20 protein-coding genes are annotated in these 22,390 nt (G+C 64.7%); 10 read left to right on the top strand and 10 right to left on the bottom strand.

What is annotated here, in order from left to right:
* The first annotated feature begins 145 nt into the window (after positions 1-145).
* A complete protein-coding gene (locus ACVOLV_RS01515; RefSeq protein ID WP_481509823.1) occupies positions 146-625 on the top strand; it encodes a winged helix-turn-helix transcriptional regulator in 480 nt (159 codons plus the stop codon).
* Between the two features lie 417 nt (positions 626-1,042).
* Here ACVOLV_RS01515 and ACVOLV_RS01520 read toward each other — a convergent pair whose 3' ends face one another.
* Positions 1,043-1,450, bottom strand: a complete 408-nt coding sequence (locus ACVOLV_RS01520; RefSeq protein WP_481552807.1) for a classical arabinogalactan protein 4 — start codon at positions 1,448-1,450, stop codon at positions 1,043-1,045.
* A 117-nt stretch (positions 1,451-1,567) separates the two neighbouring features.
* Here ACVOLV_RS01520 and msrB point away from each other — a divergent pair, with 117 nt between their 5' ends.
* The 5 genes from msrB (at position 1,568) to ACVOLV_RS01545 (ending at position 5,013) form a co-directional block, all read left to right on the top strand.
* Positions 1,568-2,035: a peptide-methionine (R)-S-oxide reductase MsrB gene (gene msrB, locus ACVOLV_RS01525; RefSeq protein ID WP_481552808.1), complete on the top strand. Its 468-nt coding sequence runs from the start codon at positions 1,568-1,570 to the stop codon at positions 2,033-2,035.
* Positions 2,036-2,207: 172 nt separating this feature from the next.
* Positions 2,208-3,062, top strand: coding sequence for a flagellar motor stator protein MotA (motA, locus tag ACVOLV_RS01530; protein WP_303747676.1), 855 nt, complete (start codon positions 2,208-2,210; stop codon positions 3,060-3,062).
* 10 nt (positions 3,063-3,072) lie between these two features.
* Positions 3,073-4,008, top strand: a complete 936-nt coding sequence (gene motB, locus ACVOLV_RS01535) for a flagellar motor protein MotB (protein ID WP_481552809.1) — start codon at positions 3,073-3,075, stop codon at positions 4,006-4,008.
* A 233-nt stretch (positions 4,009-4,241) separates the two neighbouring features.
* The gene (locus ACVOLV_RS01540) at positions 4,242-4,724 is read left to right on the top strand and encodes a hypothetical protein (protein ID WP_481552810.1); all 483 of its coding nucleotides are present in this window, start codon (positions 4,242-4,244) and stop codon (positions 4,722-4,724) included.
* Positions 4,725-4,737: 13 nt separating this feature from the next.
* Entirely contained in the window at positions 4,738-5,013 is a 276-nt protein-coding gene (locus ACVOLV_RS01545) for a DUF4031 domain-containing protein (RefSeq protein ID WP_481552811.1), read from the top strand.
* Positions 5,014-5,130: 117 nt separating this feature from the next.
* On the opposite strand, the gene ACVOLV_RS01550 is transcribed toward ACVOLV_RS01545, so the two are convergent.
* Complete coding sequence (locus tag ACVOLV_RS01550; RefSeq protein WP_481552812.1) at positions 5,131-5,673, bottom strand: DUF6630 family protein; 543 nt, start codon at positions 5,671-5,673, stop codon at positions 5,131-5,133.
* 141 nt (positions 5,674-5,814) lie between these two features.
* Between ACVOLV_RS01550 and ACVOLV_RS01555 the strand changes: the two genes are divergently transcribed.
* Positions 5,815-6,063, top strand: a complete 249-nt coding sequence (locus tag ACVOLV_RS01555) for a DUF3297 family protein (protein ID WP_481552813.1) — start codon at positions 5,815-5,817, stop codon at positions 6,061-6,063.
* Between the two features lie 153 nt (positions 6,064-6,216).
* Here the strand turns inward: ACVOLV_RS01555 and ACVOLV_RS01560 are convergent, their stop codons facing one another.
* On the bottom strand, positions 6,217-7,863 hold the full coding sequence (locus tag ACVOLV_RS01560; RefSeq protein WP_481552814.1) for a Na+/H+ antiporter: 1,647 nt from the start codon (positions 7,861-7,863) through the stop codon (positions 6,217-6,219).
* A 339-nt stretch (positions 7,864-8,202) separates the two neighbouring features.
* The gene (locus ACVOLV_RS01565) at positions 8,203-8,997 is read right to left on the bottom strand and encodes a DODA-type extradiol aromatic ring-opening family dioxygenase (protein WP_481552815.1); all 795 of its coding nucleotides are present in this window, start codon (positions 8,995-8,997) and stop codon (positions 8,203-8,205) included.
* Positions 8,998-9,098: 101 nt separating this feature from the next.
* Between ACVOLV_RS01565 and ACVOLV_RS01570 the strand changes: the two genes are divergently transcribed.
* Positions 9,099-10,001, top strand: coding sequence for a LysR family transcriptional regulator (locus ACVOLV_RS01570; protein ID WP_481552816.1), 903 nt, complete (start codon positions 9,099-9,101; stop codon positions 9,999-10,001).
* On the opposite strand, the gene ACVOLV_RS01575 is transcribed toward ACVOLV_RS01570, so the two are convergent.
* Complete coding sequence (locus tag ACVOLV_RS01575; protein ID WP_481552817.1) at positions 9,993-12,938, bottom strand: bifunctional diguanylate cyclase/phosphodiesterase; 2,946 nt, start codon at positions 12,936-12,938, stop codon at positions 9,993-9,995. The genes ACVOLV_RS01570 and ACVOLV_RS01575 overlap by 9 nt on opposite strands.
* Before the next feature lie 321 nt (positions 12,939-13,259).
* Here ACVOLV_RS01575 and ACVOLV_RS01580 point away from each other — a divergent pair, with 321 nt between their 5' ends.
* Positions 13,260-15,365, top strand: coding sequence for a M13 family metallopeptidase (locus ACVOLV_RS01580; protein ID WP_481552818.1), 2,106 nt, complete (start codon positions 13,260-13,262; stop codon positions 15,363-15,365).
* A gap of 334 nt (positions 15,366-15,699) precedes the next feature.
* Here ACVOLV_RS01580 and ACVOLV_RS01585 read toward each other — a convergent pair whose 3' ends face one another.
* Positions 15,700-16,626, bottom strand: a complete 927-nt coding sequence (locus tag ACVOLV_RS01585; RefSeq protein ID WP_481552819.1) for an oxygenase MpaB family protein — start codon at positions 16,624-16,626, stop codon at positions 15,700-15,702.
* Positions 16,627-16,957: 331 nt separating this feature from the next.
* Here ACVOLV_RS01585 and ACVOLV_RS01590 point away from each other — a divergent pair, with 331 nt between their 5' ends.
* Entirely contained in the window at positions 16,958-17,560 is a 603-nt protein-coding gene (locus tag ACVOLV_RS01590) for a hypothetical protein (protein WP_481552820.1), read from the top strand.
* Between the two features lie 107 nt (positions 17,561-17,667).
* On the opposite strand, the gene ACVOLV_RS01595 is transcribed toward ACVOLV_RS01590, so the two are convergent.
* From ACVOLV_RS01595 to ACVOLV_RS01610, 4 genes are all read right to left on the bottom strand, one after another.
* Positions 17,668-17,997: a hypothetical protein gene (locus tag ACVOLV_RS01595; RefSeq protein WP_481552821.1), complete on the bottom strand. Its 330-nt coding sequence runs from the start codon at positions 17,995-17,997 to the stop codon at positions 17,668-17,670.
* A 27-nt stretch (positions 17,998-18,024) separates the two neighbouring features.
* The gene (locus ACVOLV_RS01600) at positions 18,025-18,798 is read right to left on the bottom strand and encodes a LytR/AlgR family response regulator transcription factor (protein WP_481552822.1); all 774 of its coding nucleotides are present in this window, start codon (positions 18,796-18,798) and stop codon (positions 18,025-18,027) included.
* On the bottom strand, positions 18,788-20,128 hold the full coding sequence (locus ACVOLV_RS01605; protein WP_481552823.1) for a histidine kinase: 1,341 nt from the start codon (positions 20,126-20,128) through the stop codon (positions 18,788-18,790). The genes ACVOLV_RS01600 and ACVOLV_RS01605 overlap by 11 nt, the downstream gene beginning before the upstream one ends.
* Positions 20,129-20,365: 237 nt before the next feature.
* Complete coding sequence (locus tag ACVOLV_RS01610; protein ID WP_481552824.1) at positions 20,366-22,339, bottom strand: hypothetical protein; 1,974 nt, start codon at positions 22,337-22,339, stop codon at positions 20,366-20,368.
* Positions 22,340-22,390: the final 51 nt, after the last annotated feature.

The following is a 22,390-nucleotide window of genomic DNA, read 5'->3' on the forward strand; positions in this document are numbered from 1 at the left end:
TTCTCCGGACCACATCATTCCCTGCGTGCGGGGCAGCAGGGGCTAGGAACCGCGCAGTATATTCACGGCCAAGCAGTTGTTTCCCCTGTATTAGCTTGCCGAATCAGGTTAATTTCCCGTTTCGTTCATCAAAAGCAGAGCCACCATGGCCACCCGCAGCCGCGAACTGGACAAGATCGACCGCAAGATCCTGCGCATCCTGCAGCAGGAGGGCCGCATCTCCTTCACCGAGCTGGGCGAACGCGTCGGCCTGTCGACCACGCCCTGCACCGAGCGCGTGCGCCGGCTGGAACGTGAAGGCGTGATCACCGGCTACTACGCGCGGCTGGACCCCGCCTCGGTCAAAGCCAGTCTGCTGGTGTTCGTGGAGATCAGCCTGGCCTACAAATCCGGCGACATCTTCGAGGAATTCCGGCGCGCGGCGTTGAAGCTGCCCAACGTGTTGGAGTGCCATTTGATGTCCGGTGATTTCGATTATCTGCTCAAGGCACGCATCAACGAAATGGCCTCCTACCGCAAGCTGCTGGGCAGCACCCTGTTGACCTTGCCGCACGTGCGCGAATCCAAGAGCTACATCGTGATGGAAGAAGTAAAAGAAACCCTGTGCCTGCCTATCGCCGAGTAATGCCGAGCCATGCTCGGCATTGCGCCCCCTCCTTTTGGTCGCAGGCCAAGGGGAGGGTTGGGGAGGGGTCGCTTTTGGCCTTGGCTTGGAATGCTCCTGCCGAGCATGGCTCGGCACTACGCCCCCTCCCTTTGGCCGCAGGCCAAGGGGAGGGCTGGGGAGGGGTGGCTTTTGGCCTTGGCTTGGAATGCCCCTGCCGAGCATGGCTCGGCACTACGCCCCCTCCCTTTGGCCGCAGGCCAAGGGGAGGGCTGGGGAGGGGTGGCTTTTGGCCTTGGCTTGGAATGCCCCTGCCGAGCATGGCTCGGCACTACGCCCCTCCCTTTGGCCGCAGGCCAAGGGGAGGGCTGGGGAGGGGGCGCTTTTGGCCTTGGCTTGGAATGCCCCTGCCGAGCATGGCTCGGCACTACAGGTGTGCTAGCGCGTGCCTGCTGGCGGCGGCACCACCTGCTGCCCCACTCCACTGGGCACGGTGTCGTAATAGCGATTGGTGCGCGTATCCAGCACCCGGCCCGGGCTGGTCTGACGCATCTGCGGCGCCGGCTGGCCCTTGCTGTCGTAGATCGGGCGCACGGGCTGCGGCGGCTGGGTGATCGGCTTCGCCTTCGGAACCGGCTTGGGCTTGGTGACCGGTCGTGGCGGCAGCGGCCGCACATCCTCCTGCCGTGGATCGGTTGGCACCGTTGCCGGCTGCCGCGACGGCGGCGGCAGCGTGACCGGACGCGTTGCAGTCGGTGACGGTGGCTGCTGCAGCTGTGCGTGAGCGAACAACGGCACAAACGCCAGCACTGCCAGCACCAGATACGCCTTCGGTCCCATCTGCATCTCCCGTTCCTGCATGTGCTGAGCATGCGCGGGCCAAGCTTGCGCCGCCATGAATGCGCCCTTGGACTGGCCCCTGCCCGCCCCTACCATTGATACCTGCCCCACGGATGCGACGCCATGACTGCCTTCGACCTTTCCCCTCCCAGCACTGCCCAACGCGACGCCCTGATTGCAGGACTCAGCAGCGAAGAACAGCGTGTGCTGCTGCAGCACGGCACCGAGGCGCCGTTCTGTGGCGTGTTCCTGGATAACAAGCGCGACGGCGTGTACTGCTGCCGGCTGTGCGCCTTGCCGCTGTTCCGCTCCAGTACCAAGTTCGACTCGGGCACCGGCTGGCCGAGCTTCTTCGCCCCGTTCGATCCGGCGCATGTGCGCGAGATCCGCGACATCAGCCACGGCATGATCCGCACCGAGATCGTCTGCGCGCGTTGCGGCAGTCATCTCGGCCATGTATTCCCGGATGGCCCGCCGCCGACCTTTGAACGGCATTGCTTGAACTCGGTATCGCTGGGCTTTGTCGAGAATGGCCAGCCCTACCCGGACCCGCTGCAGCGTGGTGGTGCCGAGGCCCAGCCGGCAGCGTAGACAAGCGCACCACCTGTAGAGCCGAGCCATGCTCGGCTGAGGCTTTACCGTGTAGTGCCGAGCCATGCTCGGCAGAAGCATCACCAGTAGAGCCTCAGCCGAGCATGGCTCGGCTCTACAGATTTTCCGCTGACGGCCGACAACGGGATATCCCCATCCGTTGTCTGCTCCCATGCTCATCATCGTTGGCCTGCTCGTTGTCATCTTCGCTGTCCTGGGCGGCTACGTCGGTGCGCATGGCCGTCTGGCCGCGCTCTGGCAACCCTACGAACTGGTCATCATCGGCGGCGCTGCGCTGGGCGCGTTCCTGATCGCCACGCCACTCAAGACCGTCAAGCAGACCCTGCGCGCGACCGTCAGCGTGTTCAAAGGCCCGCAGTACAAGCGCCAGGACTACCTGGACGTGCTCAGCCTGCTCTATGAACTGCTCAACAAGGCGCGCCGCGAAGGCTTCATGGCGTTGGAAGAACACGTCGAGAATCCGCAGGAAAGCGCAGTATTCGCCAACTACCCGAAAGTGCAGTCCGACCACCACCTGCTGGATTTCATCACCGACTGCCTGCGGCTGATGATCGGCTCCAACATCGAGCCGCATGAGCTGGAACCGCTGCTCGAACTGGAGCTGGAAAAGCACCACCACGAGGCACTGGAACCTGCGCACGTGCTCAACAAGGTCGCCGACGGCCTGCCCGGCTTCGGCATCGTCGCCGCGGTGCTGGGCATCGTCATCACCATGGGCGCGATCGGCGGCGACATCAAGGAAGTCGGCGCCCACGTGGCCGGCGCGCTGGTCGGCACCTTCCTTGGCATTCTGCTCGGCTATGGCTTCATCGGCCCGCTGGCGGCGGCGGTGGAAGCCCGCGCCGAGCAGGACGCACGCATCTACGAATCGGTGAAGACCGCGCTGCTGGCCTGCCTGCGTGGCTACAACCCGAAGATCGCGCTGGAGTTCGCCCGCAAGACGGTGCCGTCGGCGCTGCGTCCGGGCTTCAGCGAGTTCGAGCAGCACCTGAAGTCAGTCAAGTAAGGCGCGCGCCATGACCGAGACCAAGCCAACGGTGATCGTACGCCGGGTGAAGAAAGTCCAGGGCGGCGGCCACCATGGCGGTTCGTGGAAGGTGGCCTACGCCGACTTCGTCACTGCGATGATGGCGTTCTTCCTGGTGCTGTGGCTGATGGCCGCCACCACCAAGCCCGAGCGCGCGGCGATCTCCGAATACTTCCGCAACCCCAGCCCGCTGGCCGGCAGCAGCAGTACGCCTGCACCGGGCATGGCCGGGCCTGGCGGCGCCAGCACCTCGATGATCAAACTGGGCGGTGCCACCGATGTATCGCGCGGCAACAGCAACGATCCCTTCCAGAACCAACAGGAAGCGGTGCCGACGCCAGTGCAGGAACGTGAGCGCGACAAGCAGCGCCTGGAAGCGCTGAAGCAGGAGCTGCAGGAAGCGATCAGCAAAAGCCAGGCGCTGGAGCCGTTCAAGGACCAGCTGCTGCTGGACATCACCCCGGAAGGCCTGCGCATCCAGATCGTGGACAAGCAGAACCGGCCGATGTTCGACCTCGGCAGTGCGCGCCTGATGCCGTACACCAAGACGATCCTGCTGGAGCTGTCGCACTTCATCAACCAGGTGCCCAACCACATCAGCCTTACCGGCCACACCGATACCACCGCCTATTCCACCCAACTGGGCTACGGCAACTGGGAGCTGAGTGCGGACCGCGCCAACGCGGCGCGGCGCACCTTGCTGGAGGGCGGCATGGAGGAAGTGAAGGTGGCACGCGTGGTCGGCCTGGCATCGTCGGTGCTGTTCGACAAGGCCAACCCGCAGAACCCGATCAACCGCCGCATCAGCATCGTGGTGATGACCAAGGAAGCCGAAGCGGCCGCGCTCAACGAGACCGCGACGCTGGCTCTGCCGCCGCCGAGCGCTGCCGCGGCGATAGATGTGGTGCCGACGGTGGCGGATTGAGGGCTGTGATCTTGGCTGCGAGCTGACGGCCTTACCCCTCCCCAACCCTCCCCTTGCGTGCGGCAAAGGGAGGGGGCTGTTCCTGCAATCTGCCGAAATCCCGCCGTCGCCAAGCTTCTGCCCTCCCTTTCGCGCAGCGATGGGGAGGGTTGGGGAGGGGTAAGCTTTGCCCAATCAAACGCCAAACCGGCTTGGCGCCTACAATAGGCGTCGTTTTCACTAAGCCGAACCTCATGTCCAAGCTCTCCAAAGCCAAGCGCGACAAGCGCAAGAAGCAGGCCCCGCGCCGCCCGTTCGCCCGCCTGAACGCCCAGCAGCAGGTGCAGAACCACGCCGTGCTGGTAAACGAAGAAGGCCAGGTCGTGGCCGCCATCGGCCTGCAGGGCAACGAATGGCTGCTGGCCATCGGTGGCCAGACCATGGGCAATGCCGACAATCCCGTGCCGATGCTGGCCATGCTCAAGCACCTGGCCAATGTGCAGGAAAAGGAAGGCCGCAAGGTCACCCTGGAATACTCCGCAGCGCTGCAGCAGATGATCGACGACCTGGCCGCCGACGAAGGCAAGACCGCCGACGATTACCTGGCCGGCCTGGTTTCCGAGTTTGAAGGCATCGAAGGCGAAGAAGCTGCGGAAGCAGCTGCTGATGGCGTCGCAGACGACGCCGTCGCCATTGCCGAAGAAGTGCCGGCCGACGACGACAAGTCCAAGGCCTGAGTCCAGGCTGGACGTGACGGTCTATATCGACGATGCGGTCCATCCCTGGCGCGGCGAGCGTTGGGCGCATCTGATGGCCGACACCTTGCCCGAGCTGCATGCGCTGGCGCAGCAGCTCGGGATTCCACGCAGGGCCTTCCAGAACCGCCCCAGCGGCGTGCACTACGACGTGCCTGCACCATTGCGTGAGCAGGCAATCATGCTGGGCGCGCACGCAATATCGCGGCATACCGATCGCGCGCAGATGCGCCGGGTGATTGCCAATGCGCGGGCGTTGTACCAGCCCTGACCAGCGGTTTGTAGGAGCGCCGTAAACCGCGAAGCACCGGTTCCGTCAGGTCATCGGCGCGCAGATTACTTCCTTGATGTCAGCTTCGCGGCTTACGCCGCTCCTACAAAAGCTTGCTCAGAACGGGTCGCTGCCCGGGCGCACTTCCACACCCAGCAACGAGCACAGCGCCAGCATCGCTTCGTCGTCGCGGCTCAGCGCCACCCAGCCGGCATAGGCATCGCCACCGGTATTCCAGTTCCAGACCGTGTAGCCGTGCTCGCGCAGGCGGTCATGGGCGGTGGTCATCAGCGTTGGCACGTCGAGGTCGTCGGTGAAGTCCTCGTCGTCGAAATCGCCGCCCCAGGCGATGTCCAGGTTCCAGCGCACGGCCATCTCGTTCAGCGCGGCGACGAAGGAATCGGTGTCCTTCCAGTCCACGTAGAAACCTGAACGCCAGTCGATGGCGTCCTTCAGGTCCCACAGCCATTGCTCGTCGGTGGCGTCTTCCTCGTTACCCGCGCGCGCCTCGCGCCAGGCATCGAACTGCTGCAGCGCTGCGTCCTCGTCACCGGGGTTGATCAGCCACAGCAGGTTCCAGACCCGCGCCGGATGGTCGTCTTCGTCGAAGTCCGGTTGCAGTTCGTCAGAGTCTTCGTAATCGGCGCTGTTGTCTGGCATGGGGCGGTTTCCACTACGTAATGGCGCGCATTTTGCCGCTCCCGGGCCGTCAACGGAAGCCATCAGAAACCGAAGCGGGGGCCGCAGCGGTTATCCTGTGCGGCAGAAGTCGGCCACGGTGGCCTGCACCCAAGAATCACGATGAGCGATACCCCTCCCGATCATTTGGCGATCAACCCGCAGAGTCCATTCCACAATGCTGAAGCCCTGCAGCGTGGCGTTGGCGTCCGTTTCAACGGCATCGAGCGCGATGACGTGGAAGAGTATTCCGTGCAGGAAGGCTGGATCCGCGTGCAGGCCGGCAAGGCCCGCGACCGCCGCGGCAACCCGATGACCTTGAAGATCAAGGGTTCGGTTGAGCCGTATTTTCTTGAGTTGAAGAACGTTTGAGAGCTTAAGAGCCTGCCCTCACCCCAACCCCTCTCCCGCGAGCGGGAGAGGGGCTAAAGCGGGATTGCTTGCGCTCTGAAAGCCCCTCTCCCGTTTACGGGAGAGGGGTTGGGGTGAGGGGAAGCTCCTAGCTAAAGAACCTCCAAACCACCCTCAATCCCGCTGCCGTGTCTCCAGCAGATCCAGATTACGGATCATCTTGCGCGCGATCTCATCCGATACCTGCCCGCGCCGGGTCAGCCGGAACAGCTCCTCGCGCTCAGCATTCAAGCCGGCCGTGCGCAGGCTGCGATAGGCCTGCTCCATGCGCCGCACCTTCTCCGGGTCTTCATCCGGCCCCTGCCCTTTCTCCAGATTGCGCTGGTACAGCAGGCTCACCCGTGCCGCGGCATCGTTGAGCAGTTGCACGGCGCCGGTCGATTGGCCCTCGACCAAGCCCTGCCGGGCTTTCTCAACCGCCGCCAAGGCCGCCTTGGAGGAGGCCCTGCGGGCAAGGTCTTCCTCGCGCCGGCTGTCGTCGTCCTTGGGCAGCTCCAGGCCCTTCAGCAGACGCGGCAACATCAGGCTGGCACCGACCAGCGATACCAGGATCACTGCTGCGGCCAGGAAGATCACCAGATCGCGCGCCGGGAACGGCTCACCGCCGGGCACCATCAAGGGCAGCGTCAACACACCGGCCAGGGTAATCGCACCGCGCACGCCAGCCACCGACATCGCCAGCACCACCCGCCATGAGGTACTGGTGGTTTCTTTTTCGCCACGCATCCGCGCCCGCAGCAGGTTCCAGCGCAGCGACAGCCATACCCATATCAGACGCAGCACCACCAGCACGGCATTGATCGCCAACACGTAAACCAACAGCCACCACGCGCTGTGATGGCCGGTCTCCGACATCGTCTCGATCGCGCGCTCGACAATCCCCGGCAGCTGCTCGCCCAGCAGCACGAAGATGATGCCGTTGAAGCTGAACTGCACCATGTTCCACACCGCGTTGCGCTGCACGCGCATGCTGCCGCTGATACGGCCGGTCAGCTCCACGTAACTCATGGTCACGCCGGCGGCCACCGCGGCGAGGATGCCCGATGCGTGCAGTTCTTCCGCCAACAGGTAGGCAGCAAACGGAATCAGCAGGTTGACCAGCAACGCGGCGCCAGGCTCCTCACCGAAGCTGCGCCACAACCAGCGCTGGAAGGTGGACACGCTCCAGGTCACCGCCACGCCAATTGCCAGGCCGGCGAAGGCGACCCACAGGAAGGTCAGCGATGCCTCGGCCAGCGAGAACGAACCGGTCATCACCGCCGCCACCGCGAAGCGGAAGCAGACCAGGCCGGAGGCGTCGTTCAACAGCGACTCGCCTTCCAGGATGTGCATCAGCCGCTTGGGAATCGGCACGCGTGAGGCAATCGCGCTGACCGCCACCGGATCGGTCGGCGAGATGATCGCCGCCAGTGCGAACGCCACCGCCAGCGGCATCGACGGAATCATCCAGTGGATCAGCAGGCCGGCACCGAGCACGGTGAACACCACCAGCCCGAACGCCAGCTCCAGGATCGCGCCCTTGTCGCGGAACAGGCCCTGCTTGGGGATGCGCCAGCCGTCCAGGAACAGCAGCGGCGGCAGGAACAACAGGAAGAACATGTCCGGCTCAAGTGCGTGACCGCGATTGAACACGCCCGCAATCAGCGCGCCCAAGCCGATCTGCACCAGCGGCAACGGCAATGAGAAGGGGAGGATTCTTACCAGATAGCCACTGGCGACAACCGCCACCAGCATCGCCAGAACTACTTCAATCGTGTGCATGCCCGTTCCACGGATTCACTACCACGACAGCAGGCTGCCGACACTGGCAGTGGCGGATGAATACAGGGAAATTACCACAGCAATCACACGATGCTGATACCGATGTCCATGTTCATTGATTGCAGTTGCATCACCCGCGCAAACCGCAACTGCCGGATCGACAGTCCGCATACACCGATGTATTTGGAACGAAGTGACCCAGCGTAACCCGGGTAAGCGCAGCGCCCCCGGGATAGTTGGGTCACGGTCTGAAAGAGCGGTAGATCCCTGCTCCCGCGCGCATAGTTCCCGGGTGCGCTGCGCTTACCCGGGCTGCGGCACTGTCACCGGCAACCGCCATCACGTCCCGCCATCAAAGCGGTAGATGTCCATGGCCAGGAAGCCCATGTCGATACCGGCATCAATCCGCTGTGCGCCGAGCTGCTCGCTGCCAGCCGCGCCCATCGCGAAATACAACGGCAGCAGGTGCTCGTCGGTGGGGTGTGCCTGCGCTGCGAATGGTGCCTGCCGGCGGTAATCCAGCATGGCCGGCACGTCGTTGGCCTCCAGCTTCTGTTCCACCCACTGGATGAAGGGACGCACATAGGGCGCCTCCTTGCCGTCCTGGTAATTGCGCCATTCGTGCAGGTTGTGGGTGATGCTGCCCGAACCGATCAGCAGCACGCCCTGCTCGCGCAACGGCGCCAAGGCGCGGCCCATCGCGAATTGATGCGCTGGCCCAAGCGACGGCTGGATCGACACCTGCAACACCGGGATATCGGCCTCCGGATAGAGATAGCGCAGCGGCACCCAGGCACCATGATCGAGCCCGCGCTGCGGGTCGATGCCAGGCTGCAGGCCGGCTTCGGCCAGCCGCTGGGCCACGTCCTGGGCCAATGCCGGTGCGCCCGGCGCCGGGTATTGCAACTGATACAACTCGTCCGGGAAGCCACCAAAATCATGGATGGTTTCCGGCTGTGCTGCCACCGACACCCGTGGCGTACGCCCCAGCCAGTGCGCCGAGGCCATGACGATGGCCCGCGGCCGCTGCATCCCGGCAGCCAGTTCGGCCAGGCGCGGGCCAACCAGCCCCGGCTGCAGGGCGGTCATCGGTGAACCATGCGAGATGTAGAGGGAAGGCAGCGTGCTGCTCATCGTGAACTCCCTGACGGGGTTTGGAGAGTGCACAGGTTATTGCCGGGAGCGCCGGCAACAAATAATCTCGACGACAACGTTTTATTGCGGAAACGGAAACAATGGACACCATCGATGCCATGCGGGTGTTTGTCACGGTGGTCGAGCGCAATGGCTTCAGTGCCGCCGCCGACGCCCTGGACATCTCCACCGCCGCCGTTACCCGCCAGGTCGCCGCGCTGGAGAAGCGCCTGTCCACCCGCCTGCTCAACCGCACTACCCGCCGGGTCAGCCCAACCAGCACCGGCGCCGCCTATTACCAGCGTTGCACCCAGCTGCTGGCCGAATTCGATGAACTGGAAGCCTCGGTCGGCGCGCAGGCGCTGCAGCCGTCCGGGCGGCTGCGGATCAACGCGCCGGTCAGTTACGGCATTGCCCGGCTGGGTGCGCTGCTACCGGCTTACAGCGCGCGCTACCCGCAGGTGGAACTGGATCTGCAGCTGTCGGATCGCCTGGTCGACATGGTCGAGGAAGGCTACGACCTGGCCATCCGCATCATCCGCCAGCCAGCGCCCAACCTGATTGCCCGGCACCTGGGCCAGGTCCGCATCCGCCTGTGCGCGGCGCCCTCCTACCTGGCCCGACGTGGCACACCAGCCACCCCGCAGGATCTGGCCAGCCACGAATGCCTGACCTACACCTACTCGGCCGCTGGCGAGGCACTGCAACTGCTTGGGCCCGAGGGTGAGGTCAGCATTCCCGTGCAACCCCACCTGCGCGCCAACAACGGCGAGGTACTGCGCGAGGCTGCCATTGCCGGCATGGGCATTATTGCCCAGCCCGATTTCATCATCGACCAGGCATTGGCCGACGGCCGCCTGGTGCCGGTGCTGCCGCAGTGGGAAGTGCCATCGATCGGTATCTATGCGGTCTATACCAGCCGCAGCCATCTGGCACCCAAGGTGCGCAGCTTCATCGACTATCTGGTCGAATGCCTGGACGAAGACGCCGCCCGTTCAGCGTGAACGGCTGTCTTCAAGCATCGTCAGCACCTGTTCCAGCGGCATTGGCCGGCCAAGCAGGAAGCCCTGTACCTGGTCGCAACCATGCGCGGCCAGCCAGCGTCGCTGCCCTTCGGTCTCCACGCCCTCGGCAATCACCGACAGGCCCATGCTGTGGCCGAGCGACAGCAGCGCGCGGCAGATGGCGGCGTTGCGCGGATTGCTTTCAACGTCGCTGACAAAGCCACGGTCGATCTTCAGCGAATCCAGCGGCAGATGCTGCAGGTAGGACATGCTGGAGAAGCCGGTGCCGAAATCATCCAGTGCCACGCCCACGCCATTGGCATGCAGGTGGCCAAGGGTCTGCAGTGCCTGGGTTGGATTGCGCATCAGCACGCTCTCGGTGAGTTCCATCTGCAATGCGCCACGGGCCAGGCCGTGGTCCTGCATGGCACGACTGAACTCGCCGACCAGATCGCTGTTGAACAACTGCACCGCCGACACGTTCACCGCGATTGGCAGGTGCTGCCAGCCCGCTGCGGACAACTGCTGCTGCGCGCGTGCGGCGGCGTGTATGACCCAGCGGCCGAGCGCGATGATCAAGCCGGTGTCTTCACACAACTGGATGAAGTCGGCCGGTGGGATGAAGCTGCCATCGGCCTGCGGCCAGCGCAGCAAGGCCTCCAACGCCACCGGACTGCCCTCGGAGGCATCCAGGATGGGCTGGAAGTGCAGCAGGAACTCGCCACGATCGATGGCGATATGGATGCGCCCGGCCAACTGCAGGCGCTCGGTGTAATGCGCCGCCATGCCGGTATTGAAGTGCTGCAAGGCAGTGCCGGTCTCGCGCGCGGCATGCGCCGCCTGTGCGGCACGGCCGAGTACCTGTTCGGCCAGTTCGCCATCCAGCGGACAGCTGGCCACGCCGACGCGCGCTTCCAGCTGGTGGTAGGTGTCGCGACCGCGGATCGGCTCGGCCACCGCGGCCATCAGCGCATCCAGCGCCAGCTGCGGATCACGCTCGCCCTCAATGGCCAGCACGAAGTCCTCGGCCGGCTGGTGCGCCAACAGGCCGTAGCGCGCGGCGAGCCCGCCCAGCCGCACCGACACCGCGCGCAGCGCTTCCTCACCAGCATCACGGCCGAGGGTATCGGTGATCATCTGCAGGCCACGCAACTGCACGTGGGCGATGGTGTAGCCGCGGCTGCCGGCATCGAGCCGCTCGGACAAGGCCCGCACCGTGAGCAGGCCGGTACCGGCATGGTGGCTGGCGCGGTAGGCCAGTTCGTTCTCGTAGCGCAGGCGCTGGCTTACATCCTCGGCCAGCACCAGGCAGGCATTGCGGCTGGCAAATTCCAGCTTGGCGAAGTGCCCCTGCACATGGAAGGCACTGCCATCCTTGCGCAGGTGGGTGCTGACCTGCAGGCCCAGCAGTTCGCCGCTCAAGGCGCGCCCGGCGCTCTGGCGGATCTCATCCCATTCCGCCGCCGGACGGATATCCAGGATCGACATCGCCAGGAATTCCTCGCGGCTGTAGCCGTACTGGTCGATCGCCGCCTGGTTCACTTCCAGGAAGCGCAGGGTGACCAGATCGAAGATCCAGAACGGTGCCGGATTACGGTCGAACACCAGCCGGAACTGGCGCTGCGCCTCCTGCGCGCGCGCCTCGGTGTTGACCCGCTCGCTGATATCCACCACCGCGCCGGCCAGGCGCTTGCGGTCACCGACATCGTCGACAAGCTCACCGCGTGCGGACAGCCAGCGCAGCGAGCCGTCGCCGCCGCGCAGACGGAACATCGCGTTCAAGGCGCCCTTGCCCGCCAGCGCCCGCATCAACATGTCCCGCAGCCAGTCGCGGTCTTCCTCGTGTACCCGCTCCAGGAAGCCATCCAGCGAGGTGCTGCGCCCGGACAGGCTCAACATCTGCTGGGTCAGCGCCGACCAGTACACAATCGGCCTTTCGCCGTGGATGGACCAGGTGCCGACCTTGCCGACTTCATGCGCGAGCGCCAGCTCGGCATTGCCAGCCTGCAGCTCATCGCTGAGCTGCTGCTGGTGCCGGGTGCTGCGGTCAACCCGGTACAGCAGGTAGCCGAAGCCAAGCAGATACAGCAGATAGATACCGATCGACGCATATAGCAGCAAGTACCAGCCGGCCATCACCTCGCGGTAGGACAGCGCCGCGTACAGGCTCAGCGGGAAATCCATCGGTACGCTGACTGCTGCGATGCGACGCTCACCATCGTATGGACTGGTTACCACCCCCTGCTCCAGCACCGTTGGCGATGGCGGCAGTACCCGCATCGGACGCGGCAAGGTGTTGCCAACCAAGCGGCCAGGGTCGCGGCTGTGGGCCAGCAGCTGGCCATAGCGGTTGCCAATCGAGGCGGTGCCATCGCGCCCAAGGTCCAAGCCACTGACCACTTCCTGGAACGCGCCCAGCCGTACCCGCGTCAGCAGCCATTGGCCCGGTTGCACCTGCAAAGCTGCGCGCAGCACCCAATGCTTGTCCGGCATCTGCTCCAGGGCACCGAGATAGAGGCCACCATTGAGCAGGCGGTTTTCCGGAAGCACCCAGTTCTGCAAGGTCGCATCACCCTCGCCGGACGACAGCGGCGCACCGTGATCGTCCACCAGGGTGATGGACGCCAGGTCCTGGTTGCGCTCCAGCACACCGCGCAGGCTGGCCTCAAACAAGGCAGGTGCCTGATCAGGCACCTGTCGATAGAACTCCCGGGTGTCGCTGGCAGTGCCGCGCAAGGCGCGTTCCCAGGTCACCAGCTGCGCGCGCAGCAGGCGGTTGCTGCCACTGGCCAAGGCCGTCGACTGCCGCTGCGCGGCCTCGAGTCGGCTGTTGCGGTCGTTCCACAACATGCTGATCAAGCCACCCGCCAACAGCAACGCCACCGCCACGCCGGCAATGATCATGACCCGCAATGGATGCGCAGGTGTCCGAGTCACCGCTGGGCCCAACGTATCGGTAGATGGTCAACTGGCATTGCGTATGTTGGTCCTGGCATCACTACAACTAGGAGCCGGCAGGTGGGGACCTGCAGCGGCCGCATGCGAACACCACATACTCAACGCTGCCGATGTCTCCCCAGACATCATCTGCAGCGCGTTCGCTCAAGCATGCAGCACAACCACCGTCGGCGTGAAGAGTGCGTGACCAATTTTCTCGCATTCCCCGCACTTGTGCACATCCGTCAAGTGCCAGAATCGATATCTTTGTGAACGCGGTTGGAGGTCTAGACTTGTCATACCCATCCTCTGGATACCGTCATGGCTTTGCAACGTTCTCTCCTGGTACTGGCAATCGGCGCCGCGCTCGCGCTCAGCGGCTGCGCCAAAGATGCAGGCGCGCCTGCTGCTGATACCAGCGCAACTTCCAAACCCGCCGCCACTGCAGCCAAACCGCAGCTGGGCAGCTTTGGCTTTGATGCCGACGGCATGGACCGCAGCATCGCCGCCGGTGACAACTTCTTTGACTTTGCCAATGGCCAGTGGGTGCAGCGCACCGAGATCCCTGCTGACCGTTCAAACTATGGCAGCTTCAATGTGATCGCCGAGAAAACGCTGGCCGACACCCGCGCGATCATGGAAGAAGCCGGCAAGGCCGACGCTGGTGAAGTCCGCAAGATCGGTGACTATTACGCCGCGTTCATGGACGAAGCAGGCATCGAAGCCCGCGGCATCGCGCCGGTGCAGCCTGCCCTGCAGGCCATTGCCGGCATCGCCGACAAGCCAGCATTGGCCAAGGCGCTGGGCGCCAGCATGCGCGCCGACGTGGACCTGCTCAACGCCACCAACTTCTACACCCCGCACCTGTTCGGCGTCTGGGTCTCGGTGGATCTGCTGCAGCCGGACCGCAACGCGCCCTACCTGGTGCAGGGCGGCCTGGGCATGCCGGACCGCGACTTCTACCTGCAGGACGGCCGCATGGCCGAGCTGCGCGGCGCCTACCAGGCCTATGTTGCCAAACTGCTTGAGCTGTCCGGCGACAAGGACGCGGCTGCCAAGGCGGCGCGCATCGTCGCGCTGGAAACCAAGATCGCCCGCGCCCACGCTACCCAGGAAGAGACCAACGACGTGCAGAAGGGCGCCAACGCCTGGAAGCAGGCCGATCTGGCCGGCAAGGCCCCGGGCATGGATTGGAATGCCTTCCTGGAAGGTGCCAAGCTCGGCGCGCAGCAGGATTTCATCGTATGGCAACCCAAGGCAGTGGCCGGCCTGTCCAAACTCGTCGCCAGCGAACCGCTGGACGTATGGAAGGACTACATGGCCTTCCACGCGCTGGACGAGGCCGCCGCCTACCTGCCGAAGGCCTTTGCCGACGCCAGCTTCGCCTTCCACGGCACCACCATGAGCGGCACCCCGCAGCAGAGTGATCGCTGGAAGCGTGCGGTGGCCGACACCAATGGCGCCGTCGGCGAGGCGGTCGGCAAGATCTACGTCGAGCGCCACTTCGACGCCAACACCAAGGCGCGTGCCGATGAGATGGCCAAGAACATCATCGCCGCCTTCGCCAAGCGCATCGACGCATTGGAGTGGATGTCACCGGAAACCAAGGCGCACGCCAAGGCCAAGGTTGCCGGGCTCAAGGTGGACATGGGCTACCCGAGCAAGTGGCGTGACTACAGCGCGTTGGAAGTGAAGCGTGACGATGCGCTGGGCAACGCCGAACGCGCCTCGTTGTTCGAGTACCAACGCAGCATCGCCAAGCTCGGCCAGCCGGTCGACCACAGCGAATGGGCGATGCTGCCGCAGACCATCAACGCGATGAACGTACCGCTGGAAAATCGCCTGGTGTTCCCGGCAGCGATTCTGCAGCCGCCGTTCTTCGACGGTGCTGCTGATGATGCGATCAACTACGGCGCTATCGGTGCGGTGATCGGCCACGAAATCAGCCATGGTTTCGACAATGCTGGCGCGCTGTTCGACGAAACCGGCAAGCTGCACAACTGGTGGACGGCGGACGACCTGAAGAAGTTCAACGCTGCCGGTGATGCGCTGGCGATGCAGTTCGACAGCTACGAGCCGTTCCCCGGCGTGCACGTCAATGGCCGCCTGACGCTGGGCGAGAACATCGCCGACGTCGCCGGTCTTGGTACTGCATATGACGCGTATCGGTTGTCACTGCAGGGCAAGCAGGAGCAGACGCTGGAAGGCTTCACGCCGGACCAGCGCTTCTTCCTTGGCTTTGCCCAGGCGTGGCGCAGCAAGGCACGTGAGCAGGCGCTGCGTAATTCACTGCTGACCAATGTGCATGCACCAGGCCAGTTCCGTGCGTTGACCGTGCGCAACGTGGATGCGTGGTACCCGGCGTTCGAGGTCAAGGAAGGCCAGAAGCTGTATCTGGCACCTGAGAAGCGGGTCAAGGTCTGGTAAATGGCGTTGCGCTCCCTCCCTTTGGCCGAAGGCCAAGGGGAGGGCTGGGGAGGGGTGCGCTGTTTGGTTGGAGGTAGTGGCGCGCCCAGCGCCGGCAGAGGCGGTGCCCCAATACACCCCCCCCCCCCCCCCGCGGGGCCACCCCCCCCCCCCCAAGCGAACGGGGGGGGCTGGTGGGGGGGTCGGCGGCGCCGCGCCCGCCTCCGCTGGCGGCGCCCCACCCCCCCCCCGCCCCCCCCCGGCCCCCCCACTACGCCCCCTCCCTTTCGCGAAGGGGAGGGTTGCGGAGGGGTAGGGTTTTGCTGCCAAAGCCCCTGCCGAGCGTGGTTCGGCATTACGCCGGATCCGGCCACCGCAGAAGCAGCGCAGGCTCCTGCCCTACCCGCTTGCAGGCACGGGTCGAAATGCCATCGTTCAAGGCAATCCGGAACAACGGCGCCACGCTGCGCAGTACGCGCGCTGCAACCACCGACTGCAGCTGTTGGCCACGACTGCGGCCGAGCAACTGCACCGCCCATTCCGGCAACAAGGCAGCACCGGCAGCAAGAAACACATCGCGCGACACGCCCGGCAACGGCACCGGCAAGCGCACTTCACTCAGCACCTCAAGCACTTCGCGCGAGCGCTCATCCATGCTCAGTTGCGACTGCTGCGCCTGGAAGTACTCACGCACCTGCGCCTCGCTGGCTGGCACATCACGCGCGCCCAAGGCCTCGGCAACGCGCCGGTACTCGTCGTAATAACGGTCAGCAATGGCAGCAGGCACCTCCCGGCAATAACGTCGGCAGCCTTCGAGGAAGCCATAGGCCTCGGTGACATGCACCCAGGTCAGCAGCTGCGGATCATCGGCAGCATAGCCACGACCATCCGGCAGCGTGCCCACTACCTGCGCATGAATACGCCGCACCTTGGCGATCAGCTTTTCGACCTCGGCCGCTGGCGCATAGCTGGTTCCGGCCACAAAGCTGGTGGTGCGACGCAGCCGCCCGACCAGGTCTTCACGGAAGTTGGAGTGGTCGTACACGCCGGCCAGCGCGCGTGGATGCAGCAACTGCAGCATCAGCGCGCATAGCCCGCCGGCCAACATGCCGGGAAACTCGGAATGAATGCGCCAGGTGACGCTGCCCGGCCCGAACCAGCCCGGGTCAGCCAGCGGCGCGTCGTACTCCACGCCATTCTGGTTACGTGGAAAGGCGTCCAGCACCCAGCGACGGATGTGGGCGGTGGCGGCGGCGGAGACAGGGCTGAACAGGGATGACATGGCGCCTATCGTACCGTTCCAGCTGCGCAGCTGGCTTGCAGGAAGCGTCGATCCGGCAGCCGTACAGCCACCGTCAAGGCCGAGGGGAGGCTGCGGCCATCCCATGTGCAAATGCAGCAGGAAATTGCACGAAAGCTGAAACGTCCTTCGGCTTGGACGATGACGCAGCGCAAAAAATCCATGCTGTCACGCTGCTGCGGCCGACAGTGCCGCTTGATTCTTCGCACCGCCCCCATTGCCAAGTCCGACGAAAGTGCTAGAACTGAGCCTGCCTGACCGCACCAACCTGCATCCGTCGCTCGTTCCAGCAAGTATCTGCAAGGAGCTCAACATGATCGCACTGTTCAAAGGTTTGGGATTGCTGCTGCAAGACAACGAGCTGTACAACAGCCCGTTCGAGAAACAGGTCGATCATTGGAAAAACCTGAGCGATCAGCAGATACGCGAGGAAGTGTCGGTGCTGGCCAAGGCCAAGTGCCAGTGGCTGATGGCCTCGATCGTGCTGTGGCAGGCATCGTCACTGCTGATCCTCGGGCTGATCACCAATTATCTGTGGCGCGACGACTTCCATATCACCTTCACCCGCATCGTGATCGTGCTCGGCTCCTGGGTGTCGATCCTGTTCGTGATCTGGTTCATGGCCAACATGTTCGATCACACCGCCGGCTTCGAGCGCTGGATGAAGGCCTTCAACAGCCGCGCCCGCATCAGCTCCGATGCCGACAGCGTGGACGAAGTGGCCGAAGCGCTGGAGATGGCCGAGCATTATCCGGAAGTGCTGGATTACAAGCAGGCCGTCACCAGCACCCGCGAACTGCGCCATGAAGACGTGCGCATCATGCGCGAGCTGGGGCGCATGCGGCAGCATTCGGAACTGGTCGGCAAGCTCAACCACATTGGCGATGATGGGCTGCGATTGCAGCCTGCATTCTGAGCCCACCCGCTTTGTCGCTGCACATCGCCGCGCTTGGTCGCGGCGATTTTTTTTGCACGCGCCAAAGCATCGCTCTTCCCCGCTCCGCGCACGATCCCGCCATTAGCCTACTTCTGCAGAGTCACCTGCTGCGAATATCCCGCCGGCAGACCGTGCATCTGGCGGGTGGAGCCAACCACAACGACAAAGTCACCCAGAGCCTCGCGGCGACAAAGCTGTGCATCGGTGGCACCACTGCAGTGCTCACGGTACAGCTGGTAATTGCAACGCCCACTATCACTTTGCAGGCACTGGAAGCGGCTGACGCCGTTGACCACGGTGGTGCGGCTGAGCAGGCTCTGCTCGCCACTGATGCGGGTCACCGAGGTCTGCCCCGGTGTCTCATGGATGCCCAGCATCGACAGCAGGCTGCCGATCAGAACTGTCAGGTAATGCATGGCAATACTCCGGCAAGCTTGGCGGCATCACATGCCGCGGAACAGACTCATGAAGGGTTGGCTGACCACCAGCGTTTCACTGCGCTGTTTCAGCCGCAGTACGCCGCGGCCGCTGTCATCGCGGCTAACCGCTGCTACCGCTTTCATATTGACGATGGTGGCGCGGTGGATCTGGCGGAAGCTGTTGGCATCCAGGGCGGCGGTCAGTTCGCGCAGCGAGCTGCGCAGCAGCAGTTCTTCCTCGGCAGTGACCACCACGGTGTATTTGCTGTCGGCGCGGAAATACAGCACTTCGTCCAACATCACCAAGCGGGTTTCGCGGCCATTGCTGGCGGTGATCCAGGCCAGCGGTGGTGCTGCCAATGGCGCGGCGGGCTGCCGTGCAAGCTGCTGTAGCAGGCGCTCCAGCACACCCGGATCGGCATTGCCGCTCTGGCGCCTGGCCAGTACGCGCTGACGGGTGGCCAACAGGCGCTCATCGCTGACCGGCTTGAGCAGGTAGTCCATCGCGCCCTGTTCGAACGCACTGATCGCGTACTGGTCGTAGGCGGTGACGAATACCACTTCGGTCAGCGGGCTCAGCTGCTGCAGCGCGCGGGCAACGTCCAGGCCGGTGATACCAGGCATGCGGATGTCGAGGAAGGCAAGGTCGGGCTTGTGCGTTTCCAGTGCTTCCAGAGCGGCGGCACCGTCTTCGCATTCGGCGACGATGTCGAGCTCAGGCCACAAGCGCTGCAGCTGGGCGACCAGCGCCTGACGCAGCAGCGGTTCGTCTTCGGCGATGAGTGCTTCAAGATGCACGGGGCAGCTCCGGGATGTTCACTGTTGCCTGCGCCGGCGCATTGTTCACCGGTGCGGCTGTCGGTACAGCAGCGACTACCGGCGGCGGTGATGCAATGCGCTTGGGCAGGCTGATGGTGGCGGCCATGCCGCTGGGGAAGTTGGAGACCAGTGCAAGCGTGGCCTGTTCGCCACAGCTCAGGCGCAGGCGCTCGCGCAGGTTCTTCAGGCCGATGCCGGTGCCACTGTTGTCGGTACTGATGCCCTGGCCGTCGTCGGCGACGGTGATGGTGAGCTGGCCATCCAGTTCGCGCGCCAGTATCCACACCGTGCCACCGCCGCTCTTGGGCTCCAGGCCATGCTTGATCGCATTTTCAACCAGGGTCTGCAGCGACATCGACGGCAGGCAGACGCCGTGCAGATGCTCCGGCACGTCGATCTGCAAGCTGAGCCGCGAACCCATGCGGATCTGCAGGATCTCCAGATAAGCCCGCACGCGCTCAAGCTCCTGGCCAAGCGTGGATACCGACTGATCGATGCCCGGCAGCGAGCTGCGCAGGTATTGGATCAGGTGGCCGAGCATCTGCTCGGCGCGGGCCGGGTCACTGCGGGTCAATACCTGGGCGTTGGCCAGCGTGTTGTAGAGGAAGTGCGGCTCAACCTGTGCATGCAACAGATTGAGGCGGGCGACGCTGAGCTCCTTCTCGGCTTCGGTGCGGGCGGCATGCTCACGCTCTTCACGGCGCTGCTGGGCGACCTTGCCACTGAGCGCATGGGTGACGGCCTCGGCGTTCTCGTAGTTGCTGCCCTCGTCGAGCAGCAGCAGGTCAACCCATGCACCGGCGTCCGGCTCGAAGAACAAGGTAACACTGCTGGTGTCGGCGCCGGGAATCACGCGGGCGGTGATCTGGTTGTGCTTGATCGCCAGCCGGGCCATCGGGTTCCAGCGTGACGGCGGGCGTTCACCGTAGGGATCAGCGCGGCGCTGGGTGGCGCGCAGCTGCAGCGTGCCGACCGAGCGTTCCAGTTGCTCGATGCGTGGCATCTGCCCGATCACCTGCTCCAACAGGGCGAACGCGGTGGATGCATCCAGCGGCAACTCGACCTGGCGGCGATGGCGATTGGCCAGACTCTGCGAATCGAGGCGATCAGCGATCAGGGTGACGCGGCGGATGTGACCGACCACGGCGGTCAGCGCGAATATCATCAAGGCCATTGCGGCGAGACCAAAGATCCAGCCCGGCGACTGGTCCATGCCGCTGAACAGGCCACTCCACAGGAACGCGGCAACGAGGATCGTCAGCGCCCAGGCGGCGAGGATGCGGAAACCGAGAAAGAGGCTGGCGAACATGGGGCAGTCACCGTAGGGATTGGGGCTGAGCATAGGCGCCGCCCGCCAAGCTGCAAGCGGCCTGCGACGAAACCGGGAAAGCGGCGATCAAACCCGGATTGGGCGGGATGGAAAAGCCGCGCGGTTGTAGGAGCGGCGTAAGCCGCGAAGCCGGCAGGAATGACGGGCCAGGCAAGCCCGCAATCAGATGGTCCACGAGTTTCGCGGCTTACGCCGCTCCTACAAATCCAACCGGCATCACCGGGACCGCCATTCGCTGGGCAGCGCCCAGCGCGCCACACCATCGCCACACAGGCCGATCAGCGCGTCGCCCTGCGGTGCCCAGTGCAACTGGCGCAGGTCCCAGCAGGCAGAGCGGCTGGGGTTCAACGACAGCGACTGCCCCGACTCAAGATTCCACACCGCCAGCACCGGGGTGCCGCCATCGTTGCCAGCCAAGGCCAGCAGACGCCCGTCGACCGAGGCCGTTGCCGCATTCAACGAGTTCAGCCCGGGTAGTGCCAACGAATAGCGCAGCTTGCCGCTGGCCACATCCACCACATGCATGCCCGGATCGCGTCGCGTGCCATCCATCAGCACGAAGCCGACCGCAACCCAACCGCCTTTGGCCGAGCCCAACGGCGCTGGCACCCACTGCGCCATGCCGGTGTCGTCATTGCCATCGACCTTGCCAAAGCGACGCGGCACGGCCAGCACACGACTGACCCGCCCGGTCGCGTCATCGAGTTCGGTCAAGCCAGCCGGGTCCTCGATCCAGAAGCCCTGCCCCGGCCCGTCCCAGCGTACCGGCTTGACCAGCGAGTTGCCGGGATAGCCACCAACCACGCCCTGTCGTGTCGCGTCGAAGCGCAGCGCATAGACCCATGGCTCGCCTTGGGCCGCCGGCGTCGCCTGCGCCTCAAGCACGCGCAGCACATCGCGGATCGCACCACCGCCGTCCAGGGCATGGTCGTACGGCACCGGCCTGCCTTGCGTGTCATGCGTCCACTTCCAGCCGCCGCTGATCGGCTGACGCACACCGGCTGCCCAGCGCAGCGGATGCGCCAGCGCACGTTGCTGGTCCAGGCTGTACTCCAGGATCTGCTGCTGTACCGCCAGCCAGGCAGTGCGACCCTGCGGGTCCACGCTCAGGCCTGCGCGACCAGCATCGGCGCTGGCCTGCCACAGACGCTGCGGCTTGTCGCCCATCCCCGGCGCCCAGCGCCACAAAGCCTCGGGGTAACTGCTGAGCAGGAGCACACTGCCATCGGCCAGCGGCCGCATGTCGTAGTAGTCACCACTGCCAAAGGGCAGCAGACGTTGTGCTGCGGTTACGTCCTTGTTGCCGCCCGGCGCCGTCAAGCTTGGTTCGACGATGCGCCTGTCTACCTGCGCCAGGGGCTGCCAATCACCGGCGCTGACACCGATCTGCAATGCAGCGCCGGGAAGCGTGCGCACGGCATCGTAAACCGGGTTGAACAGCGCCTCCGGCACGCGGCGGCGGCTCAGACGTGGCGAGGGTCCACCGCCCATCACATTGAACTCGCGCAGTTGATCAACAATGCCACCGTTCGGATTTGGCCAGTCGTCGGTGCGGCTCAAGGTGATTGCCGTGGCCGGTTTGCCCAACGCTTCGTCGACCTGCATCACCCGCACTTCGATCGTGCTTTTGGCGCGACCAAGCAGACCGTGCTTCTGCTCGGCACTGGCCTGCCAGCTGGCGAAGCTGCCCTGCAGTTCGGCCAGCTTGTCGCTCATCGCATCAACCGTGGGGTCATGCTGCAGGCGCTGCTCACGCAGCGGCAGCTCTTCGGCCAATAAAGCGCCCTGCTCCACCGCCGTCTGCAATGCAGGCATGCGGTAGCGGCGGATGAACTCGGCTTTCAGTTCCGGTCGGCGCGCGATCAGCACATTACCCCAGCCACGATCCATATAGGCCACGCGGGTGCGCTGCACCTCGGCATTGAAATTTCCCAGCGGCGCCAGGCTGGCTTGTACCACCGGCAGCACTTGACCGAACGGCAATGCCACCAGCAACTCGACCTGCTGCAGCGGGCGCTGGTTCTTTGCCAGCAGCGGCGCCTGCAGGGCCGAAGGCAGGCCTTTCTCTGCTTCCCGCTGGGCTGTGGGCAGCAGCTGCCAGTTTGCCGGCAAGGGCGCAGCGGAGGCCAACAACGAAGAGGTGATGCCGGCCAGGCACAGGATCGCGCGGCAGGCGCTGGTGTTTGTCATGGGTCTTCCTTGATGGTGCTGTGACGGGATTCTGGAGGCACCATGTGTATG

The sequence above is a fragment of the Stenotrophomonas sp. STEN023 genome (assembly GCF_056760135.1).